The organism is Planctomycetota bacterium (assembly GCA_016125255.1).
GTDB lineage: Bacteria > Planctomycetota > Phycisphaerae > Phycisphaerales > Zrk34 > RI-421.
In genome coordinates, this window is sequence record WGMD01000029.1 from 1 (window position 1) to 17119 (window position 17119).

At 63.2% G+C, this 17119-nt stretch carries 12 protein-coding genes; all 12 read left to right on the forward strand.

The features are described 5' to 3' along the window. The first annotated feature begins 434 nt into the window (after positions 1-434). The 12 genes from GC162_18070 to GC162_18125 all read left to right on the forward strand — a co-directional run bounded on the left by GC162_18070 (position 435) and on the right by GC162_18125 (position 17118). Positions 435-1283: a queuosine precursor transporter gene (locus tag GC162_18070; protein ID MBI1370547.1), complete on the forward strand. Its 849-nt coding sequence runs from the start codon at positions 435-437 to the stop codon at positions 1281-1283. A gap of 28 nt (positions 1284-1311) precedes the next feature. After that, positions 1312-2817 carry an oligosaccharide flippase family protein gene (locus tag GC162_18075; protein MBI1370548.1) on the forward strand — a complete coding sequence of 502 codons (1506 nt, stop codon included), beginning with the start codon at positions 1312-1314 and terminating at the stop codon, positions 2815-2817. After that, positions 2814-3752 (forward strand): hypothetical protein, encoded by a 939-nt coding sequence (locus GC162_18080; GenBank protein ID MBI1370549.1) that lies wholly within the window; start codon positions 2814-2816, stop codon positions 3750-3752. The genes GC162_18075 and GC162_18080 overlap by 4 nt, the downstream gene beginning before the upstream one ends. Continuing rightward, a complete protein-coding gene (locus tag GC162_18085) occupies positions 3749-5140 on the forward strand; it encodes a coenzyme F420 hydrogenase (GenBank protein MBI1370550.1) in 1392 nt (463 codons plus the stop codon). The genes GC162_18080 and GC162_18085 overlap by 4 nt, the downstream gene beginning before the upstream one ends. Then, positions 5137-6429, forward strand: a complete 1293-nt coding sequence (locus tag GC162_18090) for a polysaccharide pyruvyl transferase family protein (GenBank protein MBI1370551.1) — start codon at positions 5137-5139, stop codon at positions 6427-6429. The genes GC162_18085 and GC162_18090 overlap by 4 nt, the downstream gene beginning before the upstream one ends. 2 nt (positions 6430-6431) lie before the next feature. Then, a complete protein-coding gene (locus tag GC162_18095) occupies positions 6432-7676 on the forward strand; it encodes a glycosyltransferase (protein ID MBI1370552.1) in 1245 nt (414 codons plus the stop codon). Between the two features lie 42 nt (positions 7677-7718). Beyond that, positions 7719-8903 carry a glycosyltransferase gene (locus GC162_18100; GenBank protein MBI1370553.1) on the forward strand — a complete coding sequence of 395 codons (1185 nt, stop codon included), beginning with the start codon at positions 7719-7721 and terminating at the stop codon, positions 8901-8903. Beyond that, positions 8900-10327, forward strand: a complete 1428-nt coding sequence (cls, locus tag GC162_18105) for a cardiolipin synthase (GenBank protein ID MBI1370554.1) — start codon at positions 8900-8902, stop codon at positions 10325-10327. The genes GC162_18100 and cls overlap by 4 nt, the downstream gene beginning before the upstream one ends. Positions 10328-10994: 667 nt before the next feature. Beyond that, positions 10995-11852, forward strand: a complete 858-nt coding sequence (locus GC162_18110) for an alpha/beta fold hydrolase (protein ID MBI1370555.1) — start codon at positions 10995-10997, stop codon at positions 11850-11852. Further along, positions 11819-13627: an AMP-binding protein gene (locus GC162_18115; protein MBI1370556.1), complete on the forward strand. Its 1809-nt coding sequence runs from the start codon at positions 11819-11821 to the stop codon at positions 13625-13627. Before GC162_18110 ends, GC162_18115 begins: the two co-directional genes overlap by 34 nt. After that, on the forward strand, positions 13627-14931 hold the full coding sequence (locus GC162_18120; protein ID MBI1370557.1) for an acetyl-CoA C-acyltransferase: 1305 nt from the start codon (positions 13627-13629) through the stop codon (positions 14929-14931). Before GC162_18115 ends, GC162_18120 begins: the two co-directional genes overlap by 1 nt. A gap of 3 nt (positions 14932-14934) precedes the next feature. Beyond that, the gene (locus GC162_18125) at positions 14935-17118 is read left to right on the forward strand and encodes a hypothetical protein (protein ID MBI1370558.1); all 2184 of its coding nucleotides are present in this window, start codon (positions 14935-14937) and stop codon (positions 17116-17118) included. Position 17119 lies beyond the last annotated feature (1 nt).

Below are 17119 nucleotides of genomic sequence, written 5' to 3' on the forward strand. Positions count from 1 at the left end.
GGCGATCAAATCCCGAATCTTCTGGCCCGTTCGCACGCTCGGTGGTACTCTCTGACTCATGGGGTGGCTCCTTGTGGGTTGTTGGTCCAACCGATAGGGTCCACCCCTTCTCAATTTACAGCAAGTTTAGGACATGACCCCAACATGGCCGCGACGCTCGCAGCAGAAACCGACTTGAGAAACACAGACTTCCGTTTCATAACGATATCTCCCAAGAGATCTGACAATGAACAAAACCACGGACGCACACGGCCCGCAGATCACACGTCCGAAAAGTTACGGAGCTTTTGTATGTGATGAATCAGGCGATCAAGATGAATGCGTGAGGATGTGTGAGGAATTGTTTACGAACGCACCGATACGTGAGCATCATGTGAGTCGCATTGGGATCATTGTTATCGCGAGTTCACTACTCACTCGCTAAACTGTCCCGCATGGATCAGGGCCTCCCCTATCGCTACATCAACTCCGTCCTGCACGAGCGGCGCGAGCGCGTCTTTCTCGTATTCGCCGGGTTGTTCCTCGGCTCGATGACGATGCTCAACATTCTGGGCATCAGCCGGTTCATCAAGCTCGCCACGATGACGGTCGGACAAGGGACCCAAACACGCGAGATCGTCTTCGCCGTGGCGGTCGGCGTGATTCCCTATCCGCTGACGTTCCTGTGCACGGATTTCATCAGCGAGTTCTACGGCCGGCGCCGCGCCAACTTCCTGGTATGGGTTGGCCTCGCGGTCAACTTCTGGGTGGTGTTCATTCTCTGGCTCGGCGGCGTGCTGCCGGGGTTCGTGCCCAACGATCCGACGACCGGGTTCCCCCCGCAGCCGGTGTACGATGCGGCCAAGCATGTCTTCGTCGAGACGGGCTGGACGTTCTACCAGATCAAGGCGCTGACCTTCGGCGCCGTCGCCGCCTCGATGTGTGCGTACATGGCCGCTCAGTTCTGCGACGTGTTTTTATTCCATTTCTGGAAGGATCTCACCAAAGGTAAACATCTTTGGCTCCGAAATAATGGGTCAACGATGGTCAGCCAGATGGTGGACACGGTGGCGGTCATTCTGATCACTCATTTTTACGCACACGCCCTGCCCGTGCAGGAGGATCAGCCGCTCTGGCCGCAGCTTTTGACTTTTATCGGGACCAGTTACGCCTTCAAGTTCGTCGTCGCCGCGCTGGACACGATTCCGTTCTATCTGGGTGTCTATTATCTATCGCGTTACCTGCGGATCGATCCGACGCAGGAGCACGATATTGATGCGGAAGAGACCCCGGCTGCTGATTGACAGTCGCGGGGGCGATGGACCGATATAAATGACCATGACAGAGAACGCACCAACCAACATGCGCCACGCGGTGGTCAAGGGCATGTTCTGGTCGATCGCCCAGGCGGGTGGCGCCCAGATCATCTCGATGGCGGTGCTGCTGGTCCTGACCCACCTGCTCAAGCCCTCGGAATTCGGGCTGGTGGCATGGGCGAATGTCGGGATCATGCTCTGCGTCGCACTGATCGACTTCGGGTTCGCGGAAGCCATCGTGCAAAGGTACACGCTGGCGGAGCGTTATCTGGACACGGCTTTCTGGACCGCGCTGGCGATGGGTCTCACGCTCATGACGGTCTTGATGTGCACTGCCGACTCCATCGCGCAACTCTTGAGCCACAACAGCCCACCTGAAATTGTCAGCAAACTGGCCCATGTCATCCGCGCCATGTCGTTGTTGCTTCTGTTCGGCGGGCTCAACAGCGTGCCGATCGCCATGCTGCGGCGGCATCTGCATTTCAAATTTCTGGCGGTGCGCACGCTCGTCGGCGGCGTCGTCGGGGGGGTCGTCGGCGTGACGGTCGCCATCATGGGCTACGGCGTCTGGGCGCTCGTCGCACAACAATTGTCCGGTGTGTTCACTTCGCTGATCCTCCTCTGGACCAACTGCGAATTCCGCCCCACCTTCAAGTTCGACAAGCAGTGCCTCCGCGATCTGATCGGCTTCGGCATGCCCATCTCCGGCGCCCGCCTGTTGACCACGATCAACGAACGCACCGACGACATGCTCATCGGCTACTTCCTCGGACCGGTCGCACTGGGCTACTACTCCGTCGCGTATCGCCTCAACTACATGCTCATTCAGCGCCTCGTCGGCACGGTAAGCAACGTCGCCATGCCCGCCGTCGCGCGCGTGCAGCATGAACCGCACCGCGTCCGCAGCGCGTACTATCAGGCGACGCGCCTCACGTGTCTGTTCTCATTCCCGTGTTTCATCGGCATGTCGCTGCTGGCGCCGCTGATCGTGCCGGTCGTATTTGGCAGCCAATGGATGCCTTCGATTCCGGTCATGCAGGTGCTTTCTCTGATCGGCATCGTGCATTCGATGCTCTACTTCAACAGCGCGATGATCGTCGGCACGGGCCATCCCCGCTGGCGCTTCTACCTGATGCTCATCACCTCGACCGGCAACGTCACGGGCTTCTTCATCGCCGTCCATTACGGCATTTTCTGGGTCGCGGCGTCGTATGTCAGCGTGGCGTACTTGGTCATGCCGCTCTCGTTCTTTGTCACCAACAAGTGCCTGCACCTCAAGCTCGCCGACTACCTCAAGCATCTGTCGGGTCCGATTTTCGGGACGCTGACGATGGCGTTGGCGATCTCGTTTGCGATGCGGGTGCACATCACGGGGGTGCCGGACGGGGCGCGGCTAGCGGTGCTGATCGTGCTCGGCGCGGTGGTCTATGTCGCCGTCATCTTCACGGCTTTCCGCCCGCTCGTGCTCGAACTGCACGGCATGTGGCGCACGCTTCGAAATCGTCGGGTGGTGGCGTCGTGAGCGATAACACGCCCATCTTCATCATCGGCATGCCGCGCTCGGGCACGACGCTGCTCAGCTCCATGCTCTCGGCCCATTCACGCATCGCCATCTCCCCCGAGACACATTTCCTCTCGCTCTACGTCCACAAGTTCCGGCACGACGAGCTGACCTCGCGCGAAATGTTCGAGGAATTCTGGCGGACGTTCATCGCCGGCGATCGCTTCGGCAACATGTGCCTCGACGCCGCCTTGTGTCATGACTGCATCGTCGCCGCGGGCGACTGGACCTACCGCGGCGTCTTCGAGGTCCTACTCAGCGCGTACGCCCGATCGCTCAATAAGCCGCGCTGGGGCGAGAAGACGCCCGATCACTATCAGCATCTGGATCGACTCATGCAGTGGTACCCGCAGGCGCAGGTGATCTTCATGCTGCGCGATCCCCGGGCCGTGTCCGCCTCGCTTCAGAAAACCGATTGGGGCGGGAACGATGTCGTGACGCATACGCGGCGGTGGCGCAACGCGATCGTCGCCTACGAGTCGCACAAGGCCGGCGGGCGCATCCATCTAATCAAGTACGCCGACCTCGTCGCGGAGCCGGAGCAGACGTGCCGGCGCGTTTGCGAATTGATCGGCGAGCAATTTGAGTCGGGCATGCTCACCAATCGCGGCGCGGAAAGTCAGCCGCAGCTCGCCCGGCGTCAGGGATGGGCCCGCGAACAGATCGAGCAGGCCCAGCAGCCGATTCATACGCAGAGCATTGACGCCTGGCGGAATCAGATGCCGCGCCGGCAGGTGGCGCTGATCGAAACGGAAGTTTACGACCTGATGAAGCAATACGGGTTTGAACCGGACTTGGGCCGACCGGGCCCGCTGCGTCGGCTCGCCCTTATCTGGAATCGCGTGCAGCGCCGGTTTCACGCCCCGCCCCGCCGCACGCAGGAGGCCGCCCATTGAATAAACCCGCTGATAATGCGAACCGGCCCCCCGCCGATGCGCAGGCGCTTCGGCGGACCGTCATCGACGGCGGGTACTGCGTCGGCTGCGGCGCATGCGCGAGTGTGGCTCAATCGCCGATGCAGGTGACGCTCAACGCCACCGGGCATCTTCAGGCATCCGTCACCGGTTCGGACACGGGCGCGCCCGTCGCGAGCGTGTGCCCATTCGCCGACGCCTCGGTCAACGAAGACGAAATCGGCCGAGCGATCTTCAGGGCTCAGCACACGCAGCAGAGCGAGCACATCGGGCGCTACCTGAATGTCTACGCCGGCTATGTCGTTGAAGACGGGTATCGACAGCGCGGCAGTTCGGGAGGCATGGGCTCTTGGATTCTTTGCGAGCTTCTCAAACACGGGGAGGTTGATGCCGTGGTGCATGTCGCTCAGCGCACGCCGACGCCGAACGATCCGCGGCTTTTCGCCTACACCGTCTCGAACACCGCCGACGCCGTCCGTGCCGGGGCCAAGTCGCGCTATTATCCCGTCGAGATTTCCGAAGCGATGGCGACGGTGCGCGCAACCCCCGGGCGGTACGCTTTCGTCGGCGTGCCCTGTTTCGTCAAGGCCGTGCGACTACTGGCGCGTCAGGACCCCGTGCTCGCGGAGCGCATTCGTTACTGTGTGGCGATCTTCTGCGGACATCTGAAGACGACGCGCTTCGGCGAGTATCTGGCCTGGCAGGCAGGCGTGAAACCCGAGGAATTCCGCGACATCGACTTTCGACACAAATTGCCGGATGCACCGGCGAATCGTTACGGCATCCGCGTCACAGCCGAGCGCGATGGCAAACTTGAGGAAGTTGTCAAACCCGTCGGCAAAATCTACGGCACCGATTGGGGTCTGGGCTTTTTCAAGTACAAAGCGTGCGACTACTGCGACGACGTCGTGGGCGAGACGGCGGACATCGCGGTCGGCGATGCATGGCTGCCGCGCTACGTGCAGGACAGCGAAGGCACGAACGTCGTCATCGTTCGCAATGCGCAGGTTGCGGCAATGGTCGAAGCGGCGATTGCCGACGGCCGTCTGCACATGGACCCGCTCGCAGCCGCCGACATCACCCAGTCGCAGTCGAGCGGATTTGATCATCGTCGGCGCGGGCTTGCATACCGGCTCAGCCACACGGATCGCAAACGCCGTTGGCGGCCGCGCAAAAGAGTGCAGCCCGATGGGAGAATCGGCGACTGGCGATTCCGTCTGCGTCACTGGCTTCGCATGAAGCTGGCCGCGGCGAGCCATCGCGCTTACGATGCCGCCCGTCGGGAAGGTCGCATCGAAGGGTTCCGGGATCGGGTCAAGTGGTGGGTCCGGGCGTACCGATTCGCCTCCAAGAACACACGCAAGGGATGACGACGATCATGGATGACGCTTCACCGCACAAGACCGGACCGATTCTCGTGACAGGCATCACGGGCCTGCGCAACCGCGGCGTCGAGGCGCTGGTGGTGAGCATCGTCGAAGGCGTACGACACCGGCGACCGAACGCGCCCGTCACGGTGATGACGCGCACGCGCGATTACGATGAGCTTCGGCTGGCGCCGATGAACGTGCAGGCGATCGGCGACAATTTCGATCTGATGCGGCGCAGCCGCAAAATGCAGTGGGCGGTCAAGGCGTCGCGCTTAGTGCCCAAGGCCGCCGCGTGGCATGCCGCACTGGCAAAGCGCATCGCCGGCTCCTCCGCCGTGATCGCCTCCGGCGGCGACGTGTTTAGCAGCGACTACGGCGACTTGTCGACGCATCTGAAGCCGCTGCAACTGGCCATCGAGGCACGGACGCCGTTCGTCCTTTTTGCTCAGTCGATCGGCCCGTTCAAACGGGCGGAGGATGTGGAACTATTCCGATCCGTGGCGCAGCACGCGGCGCTCATCAGCGTGCGCGAGACGATCACGCGCGATTACCTCATCGAAAAAGTCGGCCTCACCGCCGATCGGATTCACCTGACCGCTGACCCGGCGTTCCTGCTTTCGCCGCTGACTGGGGAGCTGGCGGACCATCTGCGGGCGGCGCACGGCATGACCCGCGAGCGGCCGACGGTCGCCATGAGCGTCAGCCGCGGCATCGAGATGTTCAGCGGGTGCGATCCGCAGCGGCATCTGGAGGCGTGGATGCAGGTGACGCGATGCGTGCTCGACGAGATCGGGGCGAAAGTGCTGCTCGTGCCGCACGTACAGGAGATTCACGCTTCCAACAACGACGCCCTGACCTGCACGCGTCTGCACCGTGCCTTGCAGTTTGATCCGCGTGTCACGATTGCAGGCGCGGACCTGACGGCGGGCGAATACAAGACGCTCATCAGCGGATGCGACCTGCTCGTCGCCGAGCGCATGCATGCCGCCATCGCCGGCCTCTCGACGGGGATCGCCACGATCGTCGTCGGCTATTCGATCAAGGCCGAGGGCATTCTCAGTTCGCTGCTCGACAAGACCGTCATGCACGAGCGATCGCTCATCAGCATCGCCGACTTCCTCGAACCCGGTGCGGGCGCGGCGAAGGTGCGGTCGGCGTGGGCGTCGCGTGAGGACACGGCGTCGAAGCTCAAGGCAAAGCTGCCCGCCATCAAGGACGCCGCCGAGTCGAACTATGCGCTGCTCGAGGAGCATGTCTTCGGAGCCGGCGCGCCCACGGGGTCCGCCTGACGATGAAGCTGCTCTTTGTGCCCAACTCCCTGCCGGCCCCGCCGGTGATCGGCGGTCCCCAGCGGACCAACCTGCTGCTGCGCGCCCTGCGCCGGCTCGGCAATGTCGACACGATCGCCATCTCGCATGAAGTGCTCAGCGATGAGCAGCGCGCGGAGCTGCTCGACCAATACAACGTGCGGGCGGTCCTTGCGCCGGAGCATCGGTACATGCATGCTCCGTGGCGATGGTTCGCCCCGATACATCCCAAACTCATCCGCCGGCTGGCGCATAATCTCGGTTCGCGCAAGGTCGACTACCGCCCGCAGGCGTCGATTGAACAGTGGATCACGCAGCACATCGACCTCGACCAATACGACGTGATCGTCGGGCGATACCTGTACGGGCTGACGCGGCCCGGGCTGATCGGGCATCATCCCGTCGTGCTCGATGTCGATGACCTGGACACGGAGGTGTATCGCACACGGCTGGCGGTGCCGACGAATGCGAAGTGGGAGAACATGGTGATCCGTCATCATCTGCGGCAACTTGAAGGGATCGTGCCGCCGCTGTTGGCCAAGTGTGATGCACTGTGGATCGCCAACGAGAATGACCGGGCGATTCGCGGACTGGAGCGCGCCACGGTGTTGCCGAATATTCCTTATGGGGCCGAGGGTGCGGAGAACATCACGCCGTGCCCGGCCGACGATGCGAGCCGCACGCTGCTGATGATCGGGTCGATGAGTCATCGGCCCAACATCGAAGGCGCGGACTACTTCGTCGAGCAGGTCTGGCCGCGCATCCGTGCGACCGTCGCGGATGCGAAGCTGGTCATCGTCGGCTCGAAGATGAAGGATGAGCAGCGTCAGCGATGGTCGAGTTCGCCGGGCGTTGAAGCGATGGGTTTTGTCGAGGATCTGGCGCAGGTGTACGAACAATGCGCGTTCACGGTGGCGCCGATCTTCGCGGGTGGCGGGACGAATATCAAGGTCATCGAGTCGTTCTCGCGCGGGCGGACCTGCGTGCTGGCCCGGCCGGCGCATCGGGGGTATGAGAAACATCTGCTCGAAGGCGAGTCGCTGCTGGTAGGCGATGATGCGGCGTCGATCGCGGATGCGTGCATTCGTCTGCTCAAAGATCCGGCGCTGCGGCGGACGATGGCGGACAAGGGATTGGCGGTCGTGCGGGCGTCGTTCTCGTTCGATCATTTTGCGGCGGTCGTGGCGCGGACGATCGGCGAGGTTGTGAGTCCCGCGGACCGGTCTTAGAATGCCCCCGCCGCGGGCGGTCCTTCTTCAGGCGTTGTGAGCATGTCTTCACCGAGCCGAACCATCGCATGGGTCATACACGGCTCCGAACGCTTCGGCGTCGAGCGCGCGATCGTGAATCTCGTGACCGGCGTAACGCGGATCGGCTGGCGCGTCGTCATCGTCGCGCTTGCCGAAGGCGAGTTCACGCAGCGGTGCCGCGAGCGCGGGTGGCACATCGTCAGCGCCCATCTGGGCATGCCGCCGGAGGTGCGGAACGGCCTGTCGAGCCGGGTGTGCGGACTGGCGAAGCTCTGGTCATATCAGCGGCGGGCGATTCCGAAAATCGCCGCGCTGCTCAAGAATGAAAAGATCGACATGCTGCATTTTCTTTGGCCCAACCAGGTAAGTCTTTGCGGCGGAGTCGGACGGCAGCTGGGCGTGCCGGTGGTTTGGGAGATGCCCAACACGCTCGGTCGCGTCCCGCTTCGGCTCAACCAGCGACTTTATCAGCGGGCCTGTCGGCGCGGGCGGATTCAGCCGATGGCCAACAGTGCGTACACCGCTTCGACGTTCGGACCGGGGGCGGTGCAGCCGGTGGTGTGTCACCTGAGCGTCGATGCCGAGCGGTTCGATCCGTCGCGCGTCACACCGGTATCGCGCGAGGAACTGGGCATTCCAATCGATGCGTTTGTGATCGCCATTGTCGGTCGCATTGATCCGAGCAAGGGGCAGGATCGCGTGTTGGAAGCGATGATCGCGCTGGGCGATGCGGCGCGCGCGTGTCACCTGCTATTGATCGGCGACACAGGCAAGGCGCCGCTGACCGGGAAGATTCGCGACCGTGCGGCTCAAGCGGGTGTGACGGATCGGCTTCACATTCTGCCGACGGTCGAAGCGCCGGAGTGCTATTACCCGGCGATCGATGTGGCGATCAACGCGCGCGTCGATCCCGAGCCGTTCGGATTGTCGGTGATTGAGGCGATGATGATGAGCAAGCCGGTCGCGGTGCATGCCTTGGGCGGCCCCGCTGAGACGGTCATTGACGGAGTGACGGGCTGGCACATCAATGACCCGAGCGTCGCCGGTTGGACGGCGGGCCTGCGACGCGTGTTCGACGACCAGCCGAGATGGAGCGCGATGGGCAAAGCGGCCCGCGCGCACGGACTGTCGCATTTCACCATTGCTGAACAGACGCGGCGTTATCAGCAGCTTGTCGAAAAGCTGCTCGGTGGAGATCGCCCGTGACATGGAGCTGGTCGACGCTGCTGATTCTGTTCGAATGGGGCATTCGCCTTGTCATGATGCCCGTCGTGTTGCGACGCCGGACGACGGCGCAGGCGATGGCCTGGTTGTTGATCATTTTCTTTGAACCGCTGTTGGGGCTGGGGCTTTTCTTGCTGGTCGGCACCAATCGCCTGCCCCGGCGGCGCATCGCGCAACATGCGCAGGCGACGCGCGTCCTGGACATGATTCATCGCCTTCAGCGCAGCAAACCGCATGTCATGCGACCCAAGGTCGATCCCGAGCAGGCGGGGCTCATCGCACTGACTGAAAACCTCGGTGATCTGGCGATTCTCGGGGGCAATGACTTTGAGATGATGACGGACACGGATGTGGTGATCGATCGCCTCGTCGCCGACATTGCCTCGGCGAAGCAGCATGTCCATATTCTCATGTACATCTTTCACGACGATCGTGTGGGGCGGCGGGTGGCGGCGGCGCTGATCGCGGCGCAGCAGCGCGGCGTGGCGTGCCGGGTGCTGGCGGATGCGGTGGGCGCCAAGCCGATGTTCGTCGAGTTGGCAGCGCTCATGTCGGAAGCGGGTGTGCGCGTGCAGCCGGCGCTGCCGGTCAGTTACATTCGCCGGCGGCTGGCGCGGATGGACCTGCGCAATCATCGCAAGCTGATTGTGATCGACGGGGCGATCTGCTACGTCGGTTCGCAGAACATCGTCGAACCGGAATACGGCCGGGGGAATCTGGCGTGGCACGACTTGATGCTGCGCGTGACGGGGCCAGTGTCGTTGCAGCTTCAGAGCGTGTTCGTCGAGGACTGGTTTTCGGAAACGTCGGAGCGACTCGATGCGGACGCGTATTTCCCGGAACCGCGTGTGACGGGGAAAGTTGCGATTCAGACCTTACCGAGCGGGCCGACGTATCCGACGCAGAATTACCAGCGGCTGATCGTGGCGGCGCTGTATGCGGCGAAGCGACACGTGATCATCACGACGCCGTACTTCGTGCCGGACGAGGCGCTGCTTCAGGCGCTGGAGGTGGCGGTGCTGCGCGAGGTGGTGGTGGACATCATCGTGCCGCGGCAGGCGGATCAGGTGCTCGCCGGGGCGGCGGGCCGGGCGTATTACGCACGGCTCATGGAGATGGGCGTGCGTCTGCACCTGCATCAGGAGGGATTGCTGCACGCCAAGACGATGAGCGTCGATGACGCCATCGCGCTCGTCGGCAGCGGCAACTTCGATATGCGGTCCTTCTACCTCAACTTCGAGTTGAACATGGTGCTATACGGCCCGGAGGTCGCAGCACAACTCCGCTATCAGCAGAATCAGTACATCGCCAAGTCCCACCTCCTGACCCAGCGCGAATGGGGCGACCGCCCCGCTTATCGGCGGCTTTTCGACGATTGCGCCCGCCTGCTCAGCCCCCTTCTGTAGTGCCGATCTGGTCGCCCCAGACCCTCAGAATCACGCCCGCAGTACCATGAAGGTACTGCAATCCCATCAAGCCGTCACAAATGGCAACACCCGACGCAGTTTGTAAGGCAATGTAATATCATATGTTACGACCATGACGACCAGCATCCCCGTCTTTGGCATGGTATTCGCTACCCGACTCCCGAAACATAGCGCGCACCGACCCTGTTGGCGGTGCGGCGATTGCCATTCGCGAGCACAGGGAGTGTGCCATGTACGCCCATGCACGGGCATCGCGCCGTCGTATCACGATCCAACGGCTTATTGCCGTCCTGGTCGTGGCGACGCTGATGCTCTGACCGAACCCAACGGATTCCAAAGCGCCCGACCGTCGGGTCGCAATGCGCGGATTCGGCGCGCGGCCGATTGTCGCGCCAGTGGCGCGGCGATTCGCGCAAGACACGACATCGTTTGATCAATAATCTTTCAAGCCCATGTCTTCGCGGCGTGGGCGTTTTCATTTTCAGCGAACTTCGTGATTCGATTCACAAGGGACGATGATCATTTTTCATCGCGTCTGTTCCTCGTCCGACCGCGTTATCGGCCGCGCCAGGCCGTATCAATCGTCACAGACTGAACTTCCCTGCCGTTTGTAGCGATATATATGTAGTTGGCAGGAGGTCACAACATGCCTTGGGCAGAAGTGACAGATGCGAGACTCTACTACGAACTGACCGGTGAAGGCGAAGTCGTACTGCTCATCCCTGGCCTCGGCTCAACGTGCAGACTTCTGGATCCGATCGTCTACTCGCTCAATGACGGGTTCTGCCTGCTCGGTGTCGACAATCGAGGCGTCGGTCAGTCGATCGCACATCGTCCCGTTCATACTCTGCACGATTACTCCGCCGACCTGATCGAACTGCTCGACCATCTGCAGATCGAACGCGCTCACATCGTCGGCATCTCGCTGGGCGGCATCATCGCTCAGCGCTTCGCCGTCGATCATCCCGGCCGCGTGAATCGCCTAGTGCTCATGTCGTGTGCCCACAAGTTCGGGCCCTACCTGCGAGAGATGGCGCTGCTCACGGGGAACATGCTGCGTCGCTTCCCTTCCCGTGTTTTCGCGGCGGCCCTCGAAGTGCTCAGCGCGGGGCCGCTGTATCTCGATGAGGATCCGGGGCGGGTCGAGCGGAAGGTCATCGAGTCGATGCAGACGAACATTTCGCGGATGGCGATCGGACGGCAGTTGCGCGCTCTGGGCGCGAGCGATCCGCGCGAAGATGAATACAGCATTCTCGCGCCCACACTCGTCATCAGCGGTGAGTTCGACGGACTCATCCCCGCCTGTTACGGACGCCGCATGGCGCGAGCCATTCCCAACAGCCGCTTCGTCCTCGTGCGGGACGCGGGGCATAATCCGCTCGCCGAATGCCCGCTCAAAGTGCTGCCCCTCATCATGGAATTTCTGCGCACCGGGCACGTCACCGACCTCGATGACGATCTGGTGCTCGAATGGCAGAGGGAGGCCCAGCTATGCGCGACATGATCGGGCCCATGTGGCGATGGTGGCGACGCCCCCGCCGGCCGCGCCGTTCGACGAACGGCCGGGCCAACGGGCACGCGGTCGCGCCGCCGAGCGAGCCGATGACCCCGCATGATCGGCTGGGCTTGCTTCGCTCCCTGCACTACCCGAGCGTCAGTCTCGCGCAGTTGTTCGATGAAACGGCTCAACGCTTCGCCGATGTGCCCGCCGTCGTGTACGTCGATGTCGCATGGACCTATCGTCAGCTCGCCGAGCAAATCAACCGCTGCGCCGGCGGCTTGGCCCGGATCGGCGTGCGGCGGGGCGACCGCGTACTCATCACGTTGCCGAACTGCCCGGAATTCATCGTCTGTTTCATGGCCATTCAGAAACTCGGGGCCGTCGTCGTCAACGCCGGCCCGCTCATGGGCGTCGACGATCTGGGCAAGATCGTCGAGATGACGCACCCGCGCCTCATCGTGGGCCTCGATCTGCAGGCGCCTATCTTCGACCACATCGGTCACCGCGAGATTCATCGACTCTGGGTCACGCTCAAGGACTATCAGACCGTCTGGCTCCGCGTCGGCTATCGGCTCAAGCTCTGGACCAAGCGCACGGAAAGTCCGGATGTCGAGCATGAACGGACGATGGCGACGATGATGGAGCAGGCCCCGGCGCGCCCGCCGAGCGTCGCGCCGCTGCCCAACGACGTCGCCCTGCTTCAGCCGACCGGCGGCACCACCGGCACGCTCAAAGTCGCCGAACTCACGCACGCGAATCTCATCGCCAATGCTGCGCAGATGTCCAACTGGGTGCGCCTGCGGCATGGGCAGGAGCGCGTGCTGGCCGTGCTGCCGATGTTCCATGTCTACGGGCTTTCGACCTGTCTGACGACCGCGCTGCTCTGCGGCGGGACGATGTATCCCTTGACCCGATTCAAGGTCGAAGAGGTGCTCGCCGCGATCGCCAACCAGCGTCCGACCGTCCTGCCGCTCGTCCCCGCCATCATTGAACACATGTGCGACCAACTCGAGGCCCAGCCGCGCCCCGACATCGTCAAGGCCCTTGAAAACACGATCGTCATCAGCGGCGCCGCCCCGCTGCTTCCCGCGACGCAGCAGCGATTCGAGCGCCTCACCGGCGTGCATATCCTGCAGGGATACGGCCTGACCGAAGCGTCGCCCGTCACGCATGTCAATCCGCAGGGTCACGAACAGCTCGGCGCGATCGGACTGACGCTCGCCGACACGCGTATGCGCGTCGTCGATCCGCAGGACACGGCACGCGATGTCCCGCCCGGCGAAGTTGGCGAGATGTGGATCAGCGGGCCGCAGGTCATGCGCGGCTACTTCAATAATCCGCAGGAGACGGCTCGCGTGCTCTCGACCGATGCCGACGGCAACCGCTGGCTCCATACCGGCGACCTCGTCCGCATCGACGATAACGGCTATACATGCGTCGTCGATCGGGCCAAGGAGATGATCATCCGCGGCGGGTTGAAGGTGTATCCCGGCAAAGTCGAGCAAACGCTCATGCGTCACCCTAAAGTCGCCGACGCCGCCGTGATCGGACGCGATGATCCGGTGCACACGCAGATCGTCACCGCCATCATCGTGCCCCGCGAGGTGATCACCGACAAGGATGCGTTCATGCATGAGCTGCGGGCGCTGTGCCGCGAGCATCTGGCGCCTTACGAAGTGCCGAGCGAAATCGAGATCGCCGATGCCCTGCCGCGCAACGCGCTGGGCAAGCTTCAGAAATTCAAGCTCGCCGAAGCTGACCGGAAGGAGGCGGTGTGATGGTCGCATGGCAGACGAAACCCGATCGCGTGGCGATTCTTTCCAGCGCTCGCACGCCGCTTGTCAAAGCGGGCGCAGCGCTCGCCCAAACGCCGATGACGGAACTGGCGCGCACCGTGCTGATTGAGACGCTCTATCGCGCCGGCTTCCCGGGGGCCCGGCTCGACGAAGTAATCCTCGGCAACGTGTCCATGCCGCCCGATGCGCCGAACCCGGCGCGCGTCGCGGCGCTCGAAGCGGGCATCCCGCTGCATGTCCCCGCCTACACCGTGCAGCGCAACTGCGGGTCGGGCATGGAAGCCGTCGCACAAGCCGCGACGCACATTCAGGACGGCGCCGCACAGATCATTCTCGCCGGCGGCGCCGAGTCGATGAGCACGATTCCCCTGCTTTTCCCGAGCGAAACGCTCGAACCGATGGCGAAGATCATGCGCGCCCGCGGCCCGCTGGCGAAGCTGAGCGCGATCGCGTCGCTCCGTCCGCGGCACTTCAAGCCGATCTCCGGCCTGATGCTCGGACTGACCGATCCCGTCGCCGGGATGATCATGGGCAAGACCGCCGAAATCCTCGCGCACGAATTTCACATCAGCCGAGAGACCCAGGACGCCTTCGCTCTCCGTTCGCATCAGCGCGCCGTCGCCGCCGTCAAAGCCGGCCGGTTCGATGAGGATATCGCGCCCGTTTACGCCGGTGCGGATTTCAAGCCGGTTACGAAGGACATCGGCCCGCGTGCCGAGCAGACGATGGAGGCGCTCGCGAAGCTCAAGCCGATCTTCGACAGGAAGGACGGCTCCGTCACTGTCGGCAACGCCTGTCAGGTCACCGACGGCGCCGCCGCGATGCTCGTCGCCAATGCCGACATGGCGCGCGGCGAGGGCATGACGATTCACGGCTACATCCGTGGCTACGCCACTGCCGGACTTGATCCGCAGCGCATGGGCCTCGGCCCCGTCTACGCCATCGATCACCTGCTGCACATGACCGGCATGTCGCTGTCCGACATCGGCCTCATCGAAATCAACGAGGCCTTCGCCGCTCAGGTGCTCGCCTGCACCACCGCCCTCGCCAGCGACCATTTCGCCCAGCAGCACCTCGGCCGCGCCAAAGCGATCGGTGAAGTCGATCCCGACCGACTCAACGTCAACGGCGGCGCGATCGCCCTGGGCCATCCCGTCGGCGCGACCGGCGCTCGCATCGTGCAGAATCTTGTGAGCGAAATGAGTCGGCGCGATGTCCAGTTCGGCATCGCCAGTCTGTGCATCGGCGGCGGACAAGGCGCCGCGATGCTTTTGGAGCGGAGGTGAATCATGGCTCACAACTTCCAGCTCACGACAAGTCCCCACGGCGTGCTGACCGCGTGTTTCAACACACCCGGCAAATCCGTCAACACGTTCACGCCCGACGCCCTCGCCGAGCTTGACCAGCTTATCGCATCCATCGAGCGCGGCGAGCGATCGATCCGCGGCCTGATCTTCACCAGCGGCAAGACCGATTCGTTCATCACCGGCGCTGACCTGTTCGCCATGAGTACGATGGACGAGCCGGCGCTGAAGGCCTTTCTCGAACTTGGCCAGCGGCTCTTTGAACGAATCGGCAAGCTGTCCATTCCCACGGTCGCGGCGCTCAATGGTCACACACTCGGCGGCGGCTTCGAACTGGCGCTGGCCTGTACATGGCGCGTCGCCGCCGACGTCGGGTCCATCAACATCGGCCTGCCCGAAACGAAACTCGGCATCCTCCCCGCATGGGGCGGCACGACGCGCGTCACCGAAATGATCGGCCCGATGCACACGCTGCCGATGCTCGCCGCCGGCAAAACCCTCGCCCCGCGCAAGGCGCTTTCCGCCGGCTTGATCGACGAGGTGGTCCGCCCCGAAGCGCTAGACCACGCGGCGCACCGATTGGTTCTCACATCGAAAACATCAAAGCGCCCGCCGTTTGTCGTACGGCAGGTGATGCGTTTCGCCTGGCTGCGGGACAAGGTCGCCGCGAAGGCCAAACGTGAAACGCTCAAAAAGACTTACGGCCATTATCCCGCCGCCGAGGCGCTGATCGATGTGGTCATGACGGTTTGCCGCGAGGGACATCAGGCGGGCCTCGAAGCCGAGCGATCGGCGGCGTTGAAGCTTGCCGGCACGGATGTCTGCCGGAATCTGATGCGTCTCTTTTTCCTGCGCCATGATGCGAAGCGCACCATTCGCGCTGCGATCAAAAGCGATCCCGTGCATCTCGATCACGCAGCCGTCATAGGCGGCGGCGTCATGGGCGCCGGCATCGTGCACGCACTGGTCCGGGCGGGGCTCCGCGTGCGACTTATCGAGGTGAGCCCCGAAGCCGTCGGCGCTGCTCTGAAGCGCATCAGCGACATGATCACCACCGACGTGCGGGCCAAGCGACTCAGTCCGCTTGAAGGCAAGGCGACGATGCGCCGCGTCGCGCCCTGCACCGACTGGACCGGCCTGAATCTCGTCGACTTCGTCGTCGAAGCGGTGGCGGAACACATGAACGTCAAGCGCGAAGTGTTCGGCAAGCTCGACAAGCTGACGCGCCCCGATGCGGTGCTCGCCTCGAACACCAGTTCACTGAGCATCACCGAGATGGCGGCGGGGACGCATGATCCGTCGCGCGTGATAGGTCTGCACTTTTTCAACCCCGTGCCCGTGATGCCGCTCGTCGAAGTGGTCCGCACGCCGCACAGTTGCGACCGGGCGCTGTCTGTCGGCGTCGAGACGGCGCTGCGCATGGGCAAGACACCGGTGCTGATCAATGATGCGCCCGGCTTCCTCGTCAATCGTGTGCTGATTCCATATTTGGCGGAAGCGATCGTCATGGCCGGCGAAGGCGCGGACATTGGGCGGGTGGACGAAGCGATGAAACGATGGGGCATGCCGATGGGACCGTATGAGCTGCTCGATCAGGTGGGGCTGGACGTGGCGATTTCAATTTTGAAGTCGATGAGCGGACGGCTCACCGAGACGGTCGCCGTGCCCGCGGGGGTGGAGAAGATCATCGAGGCGGCGTATCTGGGCCGCAAAAGCAACATCGGGTTCTACGACTATCGCCAGCGTGGCGAGCCGCGCGTCAACGGGAAGCTGCTGGACCTGATCCGATTCGCTCCGGCGGCGGACGTGCCGACGGATGACGATGCGATTCAGTGGCGTTTGCTCGTGCCGATGATCAACGAAACGGCGCGGCTGCTTCACGATGGCATCGTCGATCGGGTGGACACAATAGACCTTGCCAGCGTGCTGGGACTGGGGCTGGCGCCGTTTCGTGGCGGACTTGCGCATTTTATCGACGCGACCGGGCTCGATGTCATCACGGCTCACATGGACCGCTTGGCGCAGCGGCTCGGCTCTCGCTTCGAGCCGACGCCCGAACTGCGCGACCTGCTCGATGCGGGCAAACATCTGAGCGATCTGAAGCCAGGCCCACGATCGACGCAGCGCATGGAAGCTCAGCGAATTACCTACGGACACAAAGAGGTGTGAC

Bases quoted from the DNA above. Each gene is read 5' to 3' on its own strand.
- GC162_18090 (MBI1370551.1), top strand. From the start codon at position 5,137: ATGACGACGATCATGGATGACGCTTCACCGCACAAGACCGGACCGATT.
- GC162_18100 (MBI1370553.1), top strand. From the start codon at position 7,719: ATGTCTTCACCGAGCCGAACCATCGCATGGGTCATACACGGCTCCGAA.
- GC162_18125 (MBI1370558.1), top strand. From the start codon at position 14,935: ATGGCTCACAACTTCCAGCTCACGACAAGTCCCCACGGCGTGCTGACC.
- GC162_18120 (MBI1370557.1), top strand. From the start codon at position 13,627: ATGGTCGCATGGCAGACGAAACCCGATCGCGTGGCGATTCTTTCCAGC.
- GC162_18095 (MBI1370552.1), top strand. From the start codon at position 6,432: ATGAAGCTGCTCTTTGTGCCCAACTCCCTGCCGGCCCCGCCGGTGATC.
- GC162_18115 (MBI1370556.1), top strand. From the start codon at position 11,819: ATGGCAGAGGGAGGCCCAGCTATGCGCGACATGATCGGGCCCATGTGG.
- GC162_18070 (MBI1370547.1), top strand. From the start codon at position 435: ATGGATCAGGGCCTCCCCTATCGCTACATCAACTCCGTCCTGCACGAG.
- GC162_18075 (MBI1370548.1), top strand. From the start codon at position 1,312: ATGACCATGACAGAGAACGCACCAACCAACATGCGCCACGCGGTGGTC.
- GC162_18110 (MBI1370555.1), top strand. From the start codon at position 10,995: ATGCCTTGGGCAGAAGTGACAGATGCGAGACTCTACTACGAACTGACC.